Here is a 15,808-nt window from a genome sequence, read left to right on the forward strand (position 1 = left end):
ATTATAGGTGATTTAATTCGTCACCTTTGCGTGTCGGACAGGGCTGCTATCCGCCAACGCGGCTTGCAGGTGATGTTGCGAGGCACGATATCACGCATGTCGAGATGCGACTCGGGGAGGACCCACGAGGACGACGACATGGAAAGCCACATCATTCATCTTCTCCCGGCCAAAGGCGTTATCCGCCAGTTGCGACCGTCCGACCTGCCGCGTTTTCGCGCGCATCTGCTGCGCCTTGATGCGCAGAGCCGCCGGGACCGATTCAATGGCCTGACCAGCGACGAATTCATCGTCTGCTATGCGGATCGCTCGTTTGCCCAGGGCACGGCGGTGATTGGCTATGTCGAGGATGACGAGGTGCTGGGCGCGGCCGAACTGCACGAGCGGGCCGAAGAAGCGGAGCCGACTGCCGAGATTGCCTTTTCGGTCGAGCATCATTTGCAGCATCGTGGCATTGGCGGCAAATTGTTCGAGCGGCTGATCGCGCAGGCAAGGGGACTTGGATATACGAGATTGCGCGTGACCACGCATGCCCAGAATGCGGCGATGCGGGCACTGGCGCGGCGCTTTAGCGCGACCCTCAGCTTTGAAGACGGCGAGGCTGTCGGCACGATCGATCTGGAACCATTGAGGCCGGTGTTCGAGAGGGCCGCCGGGCGAGCTCAAGGCAGAGTCTGAGGAAAGGCCGCGCCATCGACGCGGCCCGTCGGGCACTTTGTTTTTATCCGGTCAATCCTGATTTGCCGTGACCGAAACGCCCAGCGTCTTGGTCAGGGTCTTCGGGTCGGACATGGCGCCGGCCGCGATCATGGCGAAGGGCACCGGCGTCGCCGGCTTCGCCGTGATCTCGATGCTTCTGGGGTCGTCGAGATAAGCGTTTACGGCTTTGGAGGCCTGAGCGGTCAATTCGGGATTATTGAGTTGCGCCAGCCCGAAGGGCACGATCGCCTTGGCCTGGTTGGCGATGTCCTTGCCGGACATGCCCTGCTGCTTGCCGACATAGTCGAGGATCTTGTTGGTCAGCGAATCGTCGTCGAAACGAATTGACGCGCTGGTGAAGGTCAATTGCTGCATCAGGCCGAGCATGGCCATGCTTTGTGCGGAAGAGTCCGCGCCTTCCGGCTGCGCCGCCATCTTCTTCTGGAGATCCTGCAGAGACTTGATGAAATCCAGCGTGTAGCCGCCGATGCTGAATGTCAGGCCGAATGTGCCGGCATTGTCCACGGCGATGTCGTATTGGGACAGGACCATCTGGCCGTCCGAAGGCTGCCAGGAACCGGCCATCTTCATATTGCCGGAAATGGTCTGGTAGCCGAGCGCGTCGATGGCCTGTTTGGATTTAGGGTCCTTGACCAGTGAAAGATCGCCGGTGAACTCCTCCACGCTGCCCTTGAATTCGAGCGGATTGCCGTCGGCCGGCAGGGTAACGTCCACCGTGAAATTCTCGAGTGAAAAGGCGGTCTTGTCGCCCTTCTTGACGGTGAGATGGTCGAGATTGGCCGATTTGTACATCATGATCGAGGCAAGCGGGTCGGTGCTGCCTTCCGCCGGCAGGCTGACGCCATGCATGACGAAGGGGCTCAACTCGATGGTCGTGCCGTCCTTGGTGCGCGTGAAATTTCCGGTGGAGGCGGTGTCGATGGTGTAGCCGCCATTATCCTCGCTGACGCCTTCCAGAACGATGTCGCCGATCGGCAATCCGTCCTTTTCACCCGCCGCTTTCACCATGACGCTTTCAAGCGTCATCTTCGAGGCGTCGCCGTCAACGCCGCTCCAGGTGAGTTCGAGGCCTTGCCCGGCCAGCAATGTCTTGAGACGCTCGGCAACGGCGGTCGCATCCTGCGCGAAGGCCGAGTGCAGGGGCAGGACGGCGAGAAGACCTGCGAAGGCCAGTTTGCTGACAGTTGCGGGAATGGTCCTCATTGCGTGCTCCTAAGAGTAGCTGAAATCCTATGCATACCTGCACCGTGCCTGCCTTGAAAAAATACCGGCCGGCGCAAAGCGAGACCGAGACAAATGGCGAAAACCGTGGGAAAAGGCAATCGACGATTTTTCATGCCGAGCCGATTTCATCTTGCCCTTGCCGCGAATCACCCTCTCGGCTAGTTCCAAGCCATGGGAAAAGGGCTTTTGCCGCCAGGAGGCGGTGACGACGACAATATCGAGCCGGTCGATCTGAAAAAGGCGCTCGAGGAGCGCTATCTCGCTTATGCGCTTTCGACGATCATGCACCGCGCTCTGCCGGATGTGCGCGACGGGCTGAAGCCTGTCCACCGCCGCATCATGCATGCCATGCGGCTGCTTCGGCTCAATCCCGACCAGGGCTTTGCCAAATGTGCCCGCATCGTCGGCGAGGTGATGGGCAAGTTCCATCCGCATGGCGACCAGTCGATCTATGACGCGCTGGTGCGGCTGGCGCAGGATTTCTCCATGCGCTACCCGCTGGTGGACGGGCAGGGCAATTTCGGCAATATCGATGGCGATAACGCCGCTGCCATGCGCTACACCGAAGCGCGCATGACCGAGGTGGCGACCGGCCTTCTGGAAGGCATCACCGAGGATGCCGTCGATTTCCGCCCCACCTATAATGAAGAAGACGAGGAGCCGGCCGTGCTGCCGGGCGCCTTCCCGAACCTGCTTGCCAATGGTTCGTCGGGCATTGCCGTCGGCATGGCGACCTCGATCCCGCCGCACAACGCGGCGGAACTGTGCGACGCGGCGCTTCATCTGATCGATCATCGCGACGCTTCCGTGGCCGACCTGATGCAATTCGTGCAGGGGCCGGATTTCCCGACCGGCGGCATCGTCATCGACAGCCGCGCGTCTATCCTCGAAGCTTATGAAAGCGGGCGCGGCGGGTTTCGCGTCCGGGCGAGGTGGCATCAGGAAGATCAGGGTCGGGGCACCTGGGTCATCGTCGTCACAGAAATCCCCTACGGCGTCCAGAAGGCCAGGCTCATCGAGAAGATCGCCGAGCATCTGATCGCCCGCAAACTGCCGCTGCTCGAAGACATACGCGACGAGAGCGCGGAAGACATCCGCATCGTGCTGGTGCCGAAGAGCCGCACCGTCGATGCCGGCCTGCTGATGGAGTCGCTGTTCAAGCTCAGCGAGCTTGAGAGCCGTTTCTCGCTCAACATGAACGTTCTGTCGCGCGGCAAGGTGCCGAACGTGCTGTCGCTCAAGGCGGTGCTCGTCGAATGGCTGGAGCATCGCCGCGAGGTGCTTTTGCGCCGTTCGCGTCATCGCCTTGGCGAGATCGAGCGGCGGCTGGAAATCCTTGCCGGTTACCTTATCGCCTATCTCAATATCGATGAGGTCATCCGCATCATTCGCGAGGAGGACGAGCCGAAGCAGGTGATGATGGCGCGGTGGGACCTCAGCGATGTCCAGGCCGAGGCGATCCTCAATATGCGCCTGCGCGCTCTGCGCAAGCTGGAGGAATTCGAGATCCGCAAGGAGTTCGACGGACTCAGCGCGGAAAAGAAACAGATCGAGGAACTGCTTGGCTCGGAAGCGAAGCAGTGGAAGACGATCGGCTGGCAAATCCAGAAGGTGCGCCGGGATTTCGGCCCCGAGGACAACAAGGAACTCGGGCCGCGCCGCACGACCTTCGCCGAAGCGCCCGAGCATGATCTCGCCGACATCGCCCAGGCGATGATCGAGAAGGAGCCGGTCACCGTCGTTGTCTCGCAAAAGGGCTGGCTGCGCGCGTTGAAAGGCCATCTTTCCGATTATTCGCAACTCGCCTTCAAGGAGGGCGATGCGCTGAAAACCGCCTTCCATGCCCAGACCACCGACAAGATCCTGATCTTCACCACCGGCGGCAAATTCTACACCATCGGCGCCGACCGCCTGCCGGGCGGGCGCGGCCATGGCGAACCGGTGCGCATCATCGTCGACATGGAGAACGATCAGGATATCGTCACGGCCTTCGTGCATGAGCCGAAGCGGAAATTGCTGCTTGCCTCGCATCAGGGCAACGGTTTCGTCGTGCCGGAGGACGACGTCGTCGCCAATACCCGCAAGGGCCGGCAGGTGATGAACGTCAAGGCGCCCGACGAGGCGCGCTTCTGCTTTGCGATCGAGGGCGACCATGTCGCGATCATCGGCGAGAACCGCAAGATGCTGGTGTTTGCGCTGACCGAGATCCCGGAAATGACGCGCGGCAAGGGCGTGCGCCTGCAAAGATACAAGGACGGCGGCGTCCTCGACATCAAGTGCTTCACCATGGCCGAGGGATTGAGCTGGCGCGATTCGGCAGATCGCACCTTCACGCGGCCGCAAGCCGAACTCACCGAATGGATCGGCAATCGCGCCGCTGCCGGGCGGATGGTGCCGAAGGGCTTTCCGAGAACCGGCAGGTTTGGCTGACTGACTTGAAAGGCCTTGTTTCAGGCCGCCATGTCCTTGCCGCTGGATGAGGTTTCCGCCGCCTGATCGCCGGTGCGCCGAGACAGCGGCCCGTATTGCTGCGACCACGCGATGACCGCCTGGAAAACCGGCTTCAGGCCGTGTACCGCCTCGCTGATTTCATATTCGACGCGCAGCACGTTTTCGGGATAGACGGTGCGTTTGACCAGCCCTTCCGCCTCCAGTTCGCGCAGCCGCAGCGAGAGCATGTGCTGGGTGATGCCGGGCAGGGCGCGCCGCAATTCGCCGAAGCGGCGGGTCTGCTGTGCCAGCGCCCACAATATCTCGATCTTCCATTTTCCGGTCAGCGGTTTCATGGCTTCCAGGAAGGTTATGTAGGGGGCGGCATCACCACAGTCGTTGTTTTCCCGAGTCGGATTGTCTGTCCCGTTCATCGTTTTCCAACCTCGATTTGTAGACGCCCCGAGACCCGCCCGGCCTGATGGTCCTGCCCATGTAGTGGCTGCGGGGCGCCTTTTCTATTGCACCGCAATAAGGAGGTCCGGTCTCCTGCCGGCTGGTGACAAACGCGCTTCATCATCGCCACGCTGCCTTGCGGCCCTGGGTGTGGATAAAGGGCGGAGCGGAAAATCGTCGTAAATTGGGCAAGCACTTGTTCGATAACGGGATTATTTTCATCGGCTGCGGCAGGCGACACATTTCCATCCACGCGAACTGGAGCCGCCCTGGTGGTTCGAGGCTCCGCTACGCTGCGCGCCTCACCATGAGGGCTGATGTAGCGCCCGTGTCGTTGCTTTGAGGCGGCGACGTTACACAAATCTCCTCATCGTGAGGAGGCAGCGTGAGCTGCCGTCTCGAACGACGCGCTGCTCAAACTGGAGCCGCCCCCGCCCTTCGAGGATCCGCTTCGCTGCGCACCTCACCATGAGGGTTGATGTAGCGCCCGTGTCATTGCTTTGAGGCGGCGACGTTACAAAACCTCCCTCATCGTGAGGAGGCAGCGTGAGCTGCCGTCTCGAACGACGCACTGCTCAAACTGGAGCCGCCCTCGTGGTTCGAGGCTCCGCTTCGCTGCGCACCTCACCATGGGGGCTGATGTAGCGGCATTGCCTCCGCACGCACCCATTCCGGTCATTCGTCAGGGTCATGCGTTCACCGCCTGTTCGCAATATGAATGGTATCAATCGTTTCGCGTCGACGTTATTGCGATTCCGTCCACATTTGCCGCCGCGTTGACTCGATTGGCGGACCGCCATGAATGCGGCACTATGATAGCCGATAGGCTTGGGATATGGCGATAAGCCCGTGTCTATGAATATGGAGCGCAGCGTTTGAAAGAACCGCAGATCAACAAGGCGCGGCGCGAGCCGAGGCTTTTCGGTGTGACGACGCCGATCCGCTCGGCCGTCATCCCGCCGCTGTCGGCGGCGCGCTGGCTGCTGGTGCTGATCGTGGCGGCCGGCGTCTATTTCTTCCACGGCTTTCTGTTCCCGGTTCTGGCGGCCCTTGTCGTCGCCTTTGCAAGCTGGCCGCTTTATCGCAGGCTTCTGGCCGCGGTTGACGGCAATCGGACCCTGGCGGCGACGCTCGCTATCCTGCTGATCCTCGCTTTTCTTGTCGTTCCGGTTTCGCTGGCCGGAACCTATGCCACCAACGAGGTGCATGAATGGGTGACATGGGCGGTCGAGGCCAATCATAGCGGCGCGCCGACCCCGCATTGGATTGCCACGCTGCCCTTGATCGGCCCCTGGCTGAACGAGCTATGGACCGTCAATCTCGGTCATCCCGGCGGTGTCGGCGAGGTGATCCAACTAGTCAGCGGCGCCAATATCGGCAGCATCTACCGCACCGTCCTGGCCGCCGGCGGCAGCGCCTTCGGGCTGCTTTTGACGATGATCTTCATGATGATCGCGCTGTTCTTCGCCTATCGTGACGGCGAGGCGTTCGCAGCACAGGTGGACCGGTTGGGCGAGCGCATCCTGCCGACACGTTGGGAGCGTTTCTCGCGCGTGGTGCCGGCGACGATCTCCTCCACCGTCACCGGCATGACGTTGATCGCCATCGGCGAGGGGGTCGTGCTGGGTTTCGCCTACTGGCTGGCCGGCGTGCCTTCGCCGGTCACGCTCGGTGCGCTGACCGGCATCATGGCGCTTATCCCCGGCGGTGCGCCGCTGTCGTTCACGCTGGTGTCGATCTATCTGGTGGCCAGTGGTTCGCAATTCGCCGGTGCGGCGCTATTTGTCTGGGGCGCGCTGGAACTGTTCATCGTCGACAAGACGCTGCGGCCCAAGCTGGTAGGCGGGCCGATCAAGCTGCCATTCCTGCCGACCTTTTTCGGCCTGATCGGCGGTGTCAAGACGATGGGCTTCCTCGGCCTGTTCATCGGCCCGGTGCTGATGGCGTTGCTGGTGGCGATCTGGCGCGAATGGGTGCATGAGGCCGAGGAGGCGGACAATCTCGCCGCCGCGTCAGCCGTTCCGGAAAACGAGGATGAGCCGCGCCGCATTGCCGGCAGCGCGAAGCTGGAGCGGCAGCGTTCTCAGGCCGGATGACGGACGATCGAGGCGGCGCGCCGTTTTCGCCCCTGATGCAATTGCCACATGGAATGGGCGATCAGCGTGACGATCAGGATCGTGCCGCCGACAAGGCTGGAGCGCGAGGGCTGTTCGGAAAAGATCATCCACACCCAGACCGGCGCCAGCACCGTTTCCAGCAGATAAAACATCGCCACTTCCGGGCCTGAGATATATTTCGGGCCATTGGCCAAGCAGAAGAACGAGATCGGCATGACGACCGCGCCGTTGAAGATGATCCAGCCCGGCACTGAGATATAAAAGCCGTTCTGCGCGACCATGAACGCCGCGACGGCGAAGGGGAAGACCACGCCGACCAGCGCGGTAAAGCCCATATCCTTGCCGCTGGCGCGCGAGATGGTGATGGCGGCGGCGATGCAGAATGCCGAACTCAGCGCCATCAGATTGCCGAACAGATTGCCGGTGCCGAGTGAGGCGCCGACGATGATGAGCACGCCGACGATCATCACCGCCATGGCTGCCAGCGTTACCGGCTGCGGCCGCTCTTTCAGGAAAAGCCAGGAGAGCAGGGCGGCGAACATGGTGTTGAAGGCGAGGATGAAAACGAGATCGGCCGTCGAGGTGTGGAAGACGGCGGTGACGAAAGTGATCGAGCCGAGGCCATAAAGCACGCAGGACGCGACACCGGCGCGGCCGGGGATCAGTTGCGGCGCCTTCGGCGTCAGCAGCCGCCATACGACCCAGATCACCAGCGCCATGAGGAAGGTGGCGCCGGTGCGCACCATCAGGATCGACCAGGCTTCGCCGTCGGCAAGCCGGATCAGCGGGATATCGACCGTGAGTATGAGGCCACCGAAAGCGGTCAGGGCGAGGCCCTTCGCGTGATCGGAAGTTTTTTCGGACACGGGGGAGCACTCCGGAAAGAACGGGAATTGTTGCGCGGCTGCGCCCAAAAAGCCGATCAGACGGCTTCGTGCGCATAGCGCTCCCAACCTTTCGGCCCGAGATGCTCCTGCGGCTGGAAGCGCATCTTATAGTTCATCTTACGCGAACCATTGACCCAGTAGCCGAGATAGACATGGGGCAAGCCGGCGGCACGCGTGCGCTCGATGTGGTCGAGGATCATGAAGGTGCCGAGCGAGCGGTCGCCCAGTTCCGGGTCGAAATAGGAATAGACCATGGACAGCCCGTCGGCCATCTGGTCTGTCAGCGCCACGGCGACCAGTTCGCCGCTTCCCTGTCCGGTGACGAAGGTGTCCGGCCCACGCCGCCGGTATTCGATGATCCTGGTGTCGACATGGGTGTCCTCGACCATCATGGCGTAGTCGAGAACGGTCATGTCCGACATGCCGCCGCGTTTGTGACGGGCGTCGAGATAGGCGCGAAACAGCGAATATTGCTCGGTCGAGGGTTCGGCGTCGTGCATGGTGCCGACGAGATCGTCATTGAGCGAAAGCACGCGGCGCATGTTGCGGCTGGGCTGGAATTCTTGCGCCAGGATTCGCACCGACACGCAGGCCCGGCAGGTCTCGCAGGCTGGCCGATAGGCGATGTTCTGCGAACGACGGAAACCGCCCTGGGTGAGCAGGTCGTTCATCTCCGGCGCTTTCTCGCCGACGAGATGGGTGAAGACCTTGCGCTCGAACTGCCCTTCCAGATAAGGGCACGGCGAAGGGGCTGTCAGGAAAAACTGCGGCGACTGGGTCGGGTGCTGCGTCATTGAGTCGAAAGATGCCTGCCACCAATACCCCTACCTTGGCGTGATGGCAGAAAAATTCAAGGGCTTTGCACGGCTGCGGCTCAGAGATCGTCGCGCACGACGACGGTGCCGAGCAGAAGATCGTGCAAAGTGCGCTTGCGGTCGGAAAACAGCGTCACCAGAAGGATCAGCGGCGTCAGGATGACGTTGCCGGCCCAAAACAGCACCGAATGGATGACGGCGGTGGGCGCATCGAGCGGCTTGCCGTCGAGACGTTCCAGCCGGATGCCCATGACGCGCATGCCGGTGGTCGCCTGACGGGCGCTGCCCAGCGTGTTCCAGATATAGAGGATGGCGACCGCTGGCACGAGGATGCCGTAGAGCAGCCAGCCCAGCCCGAGCGTCAGGACGCCAAGCAGGAACACCAGAATGGCAAAGGGAATGGTGAGCAGGCCGATAATCACATAGTCGACAATGCAGGCGAGGATGCGCCGTGTGCGCACGCCGTCATAGGCGCGAACATCGTCGAGCCTGGAATTGATGATCTCGCCGTCGAGAACGCGGGCGTTCATGGGCTCTCCCAATCGGTCTTTCTGTTGCGGCCCGCAGGTTGCGAAGCCATCCGCCGCAAAATGGTGAGGGCGGGCGGCTAAATCAAGCCCGGCGTTGAGAGCAGGATGATTTCGGCCTGAAGCATATCATGCTCTCATCTCGTTGTTTGAGCATGATCTTTTCGGAAAAACCGGCGTCCGCTCCGGATCACGCTCTTGCGAGTGCCGAAAGCGCGATGCCCAGCCAGCCGAGAATTAGCAAGGTGCCGCCGATGGGGGCGGCGAACGCAAACAGCCGCGCGCCGGCAAGATCGCGCATCAAGAGGTCGCCGCAAAACACGATCAGGCCGGCCAGCAGGATCAGGCAGGCGGTGCGCAGCATGCGCCCAGTGCCGAGCAGGCCGGCGGCGAGAAAGACCGGCGCGTGTATAAGCAGGAAGTTCGCCGCCGTGCCGGTGAAGGCGCCGCCCTTGTGCGCGGCCAGCGCCGAGAGCGCCACGCCGGCGGCACCGGCAAGCCCGGCGGCGAGGATCAGCAGGCGGCTGGCGTAGCTTGATTCTGGCACTGTCGCGGTCCGATTCTGGTTATTTTTCGGATCGAATCAGGTTTCGCCGGTCTCGGCAAGCGCGGCCTGTTGTGTGAAGCGCGTGCGCACCAGCCAATTATAGGCCGCGCCCGCCGCCATCAGCACGCAGGTGCCGAGGAAGACGGCGCGCATGCCGAAATGGCCGCCAATGAAGCCGCCGGAAACCGGGCCCACGACCTGGCCGGCATACTGCGCCGAGATCGACATGCCGAGCACATTGCCGCCGACACCGTCCGGCACGTTATGGCGGATGACGCTGACGATGCAGGGCACAAGCCCGCCCAGCGCCAGTCCCATCAGAAAGCGCAGGCCGACCAGTTGCCAGTTCTCGGTGACGAAGGCCTGCGGGATGAGCAGCAGGGCGGCAACGGCCAGCGCGCCGATGATGACGTTCCAATGGCCGATGCGGTCGGCAAGCTTGCCGAGGCGCGGCGCCGACAGGATTGCGCCCAGCGCCGCCGCCGACATCACAATGCCGGACGCCAATGTGACGCGGCTCTGATCCTCGACCAGTTGCGCAACATAGACGGTGATGATCGGCTCGATCGACATGTTGGCGAACATCAGCAGCATGCCGGTGACGAGCATGGCCACCACCGGCCGCTTGTCGGGGATTTGCGCCCAGCCGCCTTTCGGCGCGTCTTTGGCCGCTTTTCCCCCTTCCGCGACCGTCTGCTTTTTTTCCCTGATCAGGAAGGTGGTGGCGAGGAAGGCGACGAAGATCACCGCACCCGACAGGAAGAAGGTGGCGCGCGTGCCGATCAGCGGCGGCAGGATGCCGCCGATCAGCGGGCCGACCAATGCGCCGGCGGTAATGCCCGTGGACAGCGTGCCGAGCGCCCAGCCGGAGCGGTCCTTCGGCGTCTGCATAGCAACCAGTATGGTCGAGCCGGAGGAATAGCCGCCGGCGAGCCCGATCAAGAGCCGCAGCGCCACCAGTTGCCAGACATTCTGCACCAGCCCCATGGCCGACATGCACACCGCCATGCCGAAGGAGGCGCGCACCAGCATCAGTTTGCGGCCGTAAAGATCGCCGAGCCGCCCCCATAGCGGCGCCACCAGAGCGGCGGCGAAGAAGGTGGCGCCATAGGCGATGCCCGACCATTGCACGATGGCCGCATGGCCCTTGACGCCGAGTTCCTCGACATAGATCGGCAGGAAGGGCAGCAGCAGCGTCATTGCCACCAGCGTCGAGAACGAGCCGCCGAGGCAGACGAACAGATTGCGCCGCCAATGGACGCTCTCAATCGCGCCGCCGGTCGAGGTCGTGTCCGTCATGCAGGTGTCCGCTCCCGCCGGCGTGCAAGGTCGCGGTGATGCAGTCTTCTCATTCGGGTATTTCTTCGCGGCCGGCCACGATGTCGGCAGGACCCAAGCGCCGGTGCGCCGTCTGTTGCTGGTGCCAATAGGGATAGATGGCGGGCGGGCGGCTGACTGCGTCGAGCCTGACCTTTTCGTCGTCGCTCAGCGCCAGGCTGGCGGCGGCGATATTGTCCTTGAACTGGGCCTCATTGCGCGCGCCGATGACCAGCGAGGTGATGGCCGGACGGGTGAGCAGCCAAGCCAGCGCCACCTGGGCCGCCGAAACGCCGCGCTCCCTGCCGATCTCGCTGAGCGTATCGACGATTGTCCACAGCCGGTCGGCATCGCGGATCGGCGGTTCGTGCCAGCCCGCCAATTGCCGAGCGGTCGCCTTGTCGCGGCTGTATTTGCCCGAAAGCAGGCCGCCGGCGAGCGGGCTCCACACCAGCACGCCGAGGCCCTGATCGAGCGCGATCGGCAAAAGCTCGTATTCGGCTTCGCGCGCTTCCAGCGTGTAGTGAATCTGCTGGGTGACGAAGCGCGGATAGCGGTCGCGCCCGGCAATGCCCAGCGCTTTCATCATGTGCCAGCCGGCAAAATTGGAGCAGCCGACATAGCGGACTTTGCCTTGCCGCACCAGCGTGTCGAGCGCGGCGAGCGTTTCCTCCAGCGGCGTTACGCCGTCCCATTCGTGCAGGAAATAAATATCGATGACGTCGGTCTTCAGTCGCTTCAGGCTTTTTTCGCATTCGCGGATGAGATGATGGCGCGAAAGGCCCTCGTCATTGGGGCCGTCGCCAACCCGCATGCGCGCCTTGGAGGCGATCAGAACGTCGTTCCTGCGCTTGCCGTCGAGCGCGTCGCCGATGATTTCCTCGGAAAGCCCGTCCGAATAGACATTGGCGGTGTCGATGAGATTGATGCCGGCGTCGAGGCAAAGATCGATCTGCCGGCGCGCGCCTGCGAGGTCGGTGGTGCCGACCCTGGCGAACTTGCCGGCTCCCCCAAAGGTCATGGTGCCCATGGTCAGCGTCGAGATCTTCAGGCCGGAACGTCCAAGCGTGCGGTATTCCATTGGATGCCTCCTATTGCGGACAGAAAGAGGCGCTGAGGTGCGTCAGGGTTATTGTAGGATAAAATATCGCCGTATATAGCCCGCTCAAGTCATCGAACGGGCATTACCCCTTGAGCACCTCGGCCACCTGCGGGGCGAAATAGGTCAGCACGCCGTCGCAGCCGGCGCGCTTCAGGGCAAGCAGGCTTTCCAGCATCACCTTTTCGCCGTCGATCCAGCCATTTGCGCTTGCGGCTTTGACCATCGCGTATTCGCCCGACACCTGATAGGCGAAGGTCGGCATGGCGAATTCGTCCTTGAGGCGGCGCACGATATCCAAATAGGGCAGACCGGGCTTGACCATCAGCATGTCGGCGCCTTCCGCCAGGTCCTGTTCGGCCTCGCGCACCGCTTCGTCCGAATTGGCGTGATCCAGATAATAGGTCTGCTTGTCGCCCTTGAGCAGGCCGGCGGTGCCGATGGCGTCGCGGTAGGGGCCATAGAAGGCGGAATGGAATTTCGTTGCGTAGGACATGATTGCCACGTCCTGAAAACCGTTGGCGTCGAGCGCGTCGCGGATCGCGCCGATGCGGCCGTCCATCATGTCGGAGGGGGCGATGATGTCGGAGCCGCTTGCCGCCTGAAGCACGGCCGCCGCCGTCACCTGCTCCACCGTCTCGTCGTTGACGATGATGCCGTCGCGCAGGATGCCATCGTGCCCGTGGTCGGTGAAGGGATCGAGCGCGGCATCGGTGATGATGCCGATTTCCGGCACGGCTTCCTTGATGGCGCGGGTGGCGCGATTGATGACGTTGTCGGGATCGAGGATAGCGGCACCGGTCCTGTCGCGCAGGCCCATCTCGACCTTGGGGAAGGTGGCGAGCGCCGGAATGCCGAGTTTCGCGGCGCGTTCGGCTTCCTTGACCGCCTGATCGACCGAGAGGCGAAACACACCCGGCATGGCATCGACGGGTTCGCGCCGGTCCTTGCCCTCGATGATGAAGATCGGCCAGATGAGATCGTTCACGCTGAGGCTGTTTTCCCGCACAAGTCGGCGCGACCAGTCGGCCTTGCGCATGCGCCGCAGGCGGCGCGAGGCGGTGATCTCATCGACGCTGCGCGCGCCGGCTGGCTTGGCGGGAGTGAATTTGTTCATGGCGTGTCTCCGGGATCGCGGCCTTCCTATCACGCATGCCGGGCGGGACCAATGCGGCATGGTTGTGCCAGCGGCATTGACGCATTCCTCCACCGTCTTTAGCACTTTCATGAACCGATGGGATGAGAGAGATTCTTGTGCGCATGGATTTCGGCGGCGGCGATGAAATCCGCTTCGAGCGGCAGGGCAGGGTCGGCATTGCCACGCTGGCGCGGCCGCGCGCGCTCAATGCGCTGACGCTCACCATGGTGCGCGGTCTCGCCAAAGCGCTGGATGCCTGGGAGGCCGACGATGGTGTCGCGGCGGTGCTGGTTCGTGGTGAGGGCCGTGCGTTCTGTGCCGGCGGCGATATCGTGCAGGTCTATGAAGCGCGCGGCAGAGGTAATCCGCCAGTCGGCTTCTTTGCCGAGGAGTACCAGCTGAATGCCCGCATCGCGCGCCTCAAGAAGCCTTACATTGCGCTGATCGACGGGATCGTCATGGGCGGCGGGGTCGGCATTTCCGGCCATGGCTCGCATCGGGTGATGACCGAGAACGCGCTTTTCGCCATGCCGGAAGTCGGCATCGGCTTCTTTCCCGATGTCGGCGGCAGCCATCTTCTGCCGCGTCTGGCTCACCATTTCGGTTTCTATCTCGGCCTGACCGGCAACCGCATCCCCTATGGCGACGCGCTGTGGTCGGGGTTGGCCACGCACACGATCAAGGCGGCGGATCAGGAAGCTTTCGTCGCCAGCTTGGCCGAGAGCGGCGATCCGGATGCGGTACTTGCCGATTATCATGCTCCGGCGCCGCGTGAGAGCGAACAGGCGGTTCTGGACGCCATCGACGATCATTTCTCCAAAGATTCCCTGGTTGGCGTGGTCTCCAGCCTGGAAGAAGCGGCGGGGCGTGATGAATTCGCGGCCAGGACACTCGCCACGATGCGTTCGCGCTCGCCGACCAGCCTCAATGTGGCGTTCCGGGAAATTGCTTCGGGTGCAGCCCTTTCCATGGATGACTGCATGCGCATGGAGTTCCGCATTCTCAACCGCATGCTTGCCGGCCACGATTTTTATGAAGGCATCCGCGCTGCCGTTATCGAGAAGGGGACGGCGCCGGCCTGGCAACCGGCCCGGCTGGAAGACGTCGACGAAGCTGAGATCGACGCTTATTTTGCCCCATTGGGCGACAGGGAACTGACGCTGTGAACGGCTATGCGGCCCATCCGGTCGTGCTTCGACCTCTGCTGGGCGAGGTCGCGCTCGCCTGGTTCATGCGTATCGTTGCTGCTTATTGCCTGCTGTTCGGCGTTCTTTATTGGGTGCGGCTGATCGGCTTCTATCCCGGCCCGCTCTGGCGTTTCGACCTGATGCCGGTCCATTGGCAGGTCGCCGCTTCCATGCTTGCCGTGCTTTTCCCGTTCGCGGCGGCGGGGCTGTGGATGCTGGCGTCGTGGGGGCCGGTCATCTGGTTTTTGTGCGCGGCGACCGAGTGCATCATGTATGCCGGCCTGCCGCAGCTTTTCGGCCAGCACTGGTCGATCGTCTTCACGCATTGCGGCGTGGCGATTGTCTACGTCGCTCTGCGTCTTGCCGTTCATTGGCAGAAGAAGCAGGCCGCGCGGTAGTTTTGCGGGCCTTCGGCCATTCGCTCATTATTTAGGTTAATTTTCCCGATCGGCGTGACCGTTCGTTAAGCCTCTTATCAAGGTCGTTACCGGTAAGCTCTTGTTAGCCTTGGCGTTTAAGTCGAATTTTATAGGTATTGGGTAGTGTCGCGATCAAGGTGAAAGACACAAAAAGTCACCAGGCGACAAACGAGAGGCAAAGACAATGAACACTTCGAGCCAGGCTGCCAAGCCCGCCAACGCTGCCGACGAGCGCCGCGAGTCGATCCGCATGCTCTACATGGAATCGCTGCAACTGGTCGAGCGGCTGCATCGCCGTCTGCTCGATGTCATCAAGGACGAATTCGACCGCAACAGCCGCTCCGACATCAATGCGATCCAGGCGCTGCTTCTGTTCAACATTGGCGAAGCTGAACTGACAGCGGGCGAATTGCGCTCGCGCGGTTACTATCTCGGCTCCAACGTGTCCTACAACCTCAAGAAGCTTGTCGATCTCGGCTTCATCAACCATCAGCGCTCGCGCATCGACCGCCGCTCGGTCCGGGTCAGCCTGACGGAGAAGGGGCAGGAGGTCGCCGATGTCGTCGCCGGGCTGTACGAGCGCCATATCGGCTCGATCGAGCATGTCGGCGGCATCAACCAGGACGAGTTCAAGCAGATGAACAAGGCCCTGCAGCGCCTCGACCGCTTTTGGAACGACACCATCGCCTATCGCATGTAAGCCCGGCGAAGCGCCGGTTTTCTTCATGCCTCCAGTCAGGACCGATGTATCCCTGCATCGGTCCTGAGCTTTTTTGGGCGCGCGCGCCGATGGCCGGGCGGATCGGGGATTGATTTGCACCTGCGCCACGTTGCGGCCATATTCAGGTGAAAGCGAGATGATCGGTACCGCGCCCGAACCCGGCATCGTCCGGTTCTGCGGCGTTGAGAATATCGTCATGGTTGG

15 protein-coding genes are annotated in these 15,808 nt (G+C 62.4%); 6 read left to right on the plus strand and 9 right to left on the minus strand.

The features are described from left to right. The first annotated feature begins 138 nt into the window (after window positions 1–138). Window positions 139–678 (plus strand): GNAT family N-acetyltransferase, encoded by a 540-nt coding sequence (locus tag BFN67_RS01465; protein WP_080917795.1) that lies wholly within the window; start codon window positions 139–141, stop codon window positions 676–678. A 51-nt stretch (window positions 679–729) separates the two neighbouring features. Here the strand turns inward: BFN67_RS01465 and BFN67_RS01470 are convergent, their stop codons facing one another. Beyond that, window positions 730–1,923, minus strand: coding sequence for a hypothetical protein (locus BFN67_RS01470; protein WP_080917796.1), 1,194 nt, complete (start codon window positions 1,921–1,923; stop codon window positions 730–732). Window positions 1,924–2,115: 192 nt separating this feature from the next. Here BFN67_RS01470 and parC point away from each other — a divergent pair, with 192 nt between their 5' ends. Next, window positions 2,116–4,374, plus strand: coding sequence for a DNA topoisomerase IV subunit A (parC, locus tag BFN67_RS01475; RefSeq protein ID WP_080917797.1), 2,259 nt, complete (start codon window positions 2,116–2,118; stop codon window positions 4,372–4,374). Window positions 4,375–4,394: 20 nt separating this feature from the next. Here parC and BFN67_RS01480 read toward each other — a convergent pair whose 3' ends face one another. After that, window positions 4,395–4,808, minus strand: coding sequence for a winged helix-turn-helix transcriptional regulator (locus BFN67_RS01480; protein WP_080917798.1), 414 nt, complete (start codon window positions 4,806–4,808; stop codon window positions 4,395–4,397). A gap of 897 nt (window positions 4,809–5,705) precedes the next feature. Here BFN67_RS01480 and BFN67_RS01485 point away from each other — a divergent pair. Then, window positions 5,706–6,926 carry an AI-2E family transporter gene (locus BFN67_RS01485; protein ID WP_080917799.1) on the plus strand — a complete coding sequence of 407 codons (1,221 nt, stop codon included), beginning with the start codon at window positions 5,706–5,708 and terminating at the stop codon, window positions 6,924–6,926. Here BFN67_RS01485 and BFN67_RS01490 read toward each other — a convergent pair. From BFN67_RS01490 to hemB, 7 genes are all read right to left on the minus strand, one after another. After that, on the minus strand, window positions 6,914–7,813 hold the full coding sequence (locus BFN67_RS01490; protein WP_080917800.1) for a DMT family transporter: 900 nt from the start codon (window positions 7,811–7,813) through the stop codon (window positions 6,914–6,916). The genes BFN67_RS01485 and BFN67_RS01490 overlap by 13 nt on opposite strands. Before the next feature lie 56 nt (window positions 7,814–7,869). After that, on the minus strand, window positions 7,870–8,628 hold the full coding sequence (locus tag BFN67_RS01495) for an arginyltransferase (RefSeq protein ID WP_080917801.1): 759 nt from the start codon (window positions 8,626–8,628) through the stop codon (window positions 7,870–7,872). Window positions 8,629–8,708: 80 nt separating this feature from the next. Further along, window positions 8,709–9,179, minus strand: coding sequence for an RDD family protein (locus BFN67_RS01500; protein ID WP_080917802.1), 471 nt, complete (start codon window positions 9,177–9,179; stop codon window positions 8,709–8,711). A 187-nt stretch (window positions 9,180–9,366) separates the two neighbouring features. Then, window positions 9,367–9,723, minus strand: coding sequence for a DUF423 domain-containing protein (locus BFN67_RS01505; protein ID WP_080917803.1), 357 nt, complete (start codon window positions 9,721–9,723; stop codon window positions 9,367–9,369). Between the two features lie 36 nt (window positions 9,724–9,759). Beyond that, on the minus strand, window positions 9,760–11,022 hold the full coding sequence (locus BFN67_RS01510) for a multidrug efflux MFS transporter (protein WP_080917804.1): 1,263 nt from the start codon (window positions 11,020–11,022) through the stop codon (window positions 9,760–9,762). 49 nt (window positions 11,023–11,071) lie between these two features. Beyond that, window positions 11,072–12,121, minus strand: a complete 1,050-nt coding sequence (locus BFN67_RS01515) for an aldo/keto reductase (RefSeq protein ID WP_080917805.1) — start codon at window positions 12,119–12,121, stop codon at window positions 11,072–11,074. Window positions 12,122–12,224: 103 nt separating this feature from the next. Beyond that, window positions 12,225–13,256, minus strand: coding sequence for a porphobilinogen synthase (hemB, locus tag BFN67_RS01520; RefSeq protein ID WP_080917806.1), 1,032 nt, complete (start codon window positions 13,254–13,256; stop codon window positions 12,225–12,227). A gap of 143 nt (window positions 13,257–13,399) precedes the next feature. Between hemB and BFN67_RS01525 the strand changes: the two genes are divergently transcribed. From BFN67_RS01525 to ldtR, 3 genes are all read left to right on the plus strand, one after another. Next, entirely contained in the window at window positions 13,400–14,443 is a 1,044-nt protein-coding gene (locus tag BFN67_RS01525) for an enoyl-CoA hydratase/isomerase family protein (protein WP_080917937.1), read from the plus strand. Next, window positions 14,440–14,862: a DUF6163 family protein gene (locus BFN67_RS01530; RefSeq protein ID WP_080917807.1), complete on the plus strand. Its 423-nt coding sequence runs from the start codon at window positions 14,440–14,442 to the stop codon at window positions 14,860–14,862. The genes BFN67_RS01525 and BFN67_RS01530 overlap by 4 nt, the downstream gene beginning before the upstream one ends. A gap of 205 nt (window positions 14,863–15,067) precedes the next feature. Continuing rightward, complete coding sequence (gene ldtR, locus BFN67_RS01535; protein WP_080917808.1) at window positions 15,068–15,583, plus strand: transcriptional regulator LdtR; 516 nt, start codon at window positions 15,068–15,070, stop codon at window positions 15,581–15,583. Window positions 15,584–15,808: the final 225 nt, after the last annotated feature.

Source organism: Manganibacter manganicus, from assembly GCF_002075885.1.
Classification (GTDB): domain Bacteria; phylum Pseudomonadota; class Alphaproteobacteria; order Rhizobiales; family Rhizobiaceae; genus Mesorhizobium; species Mesorhizobium manganicum.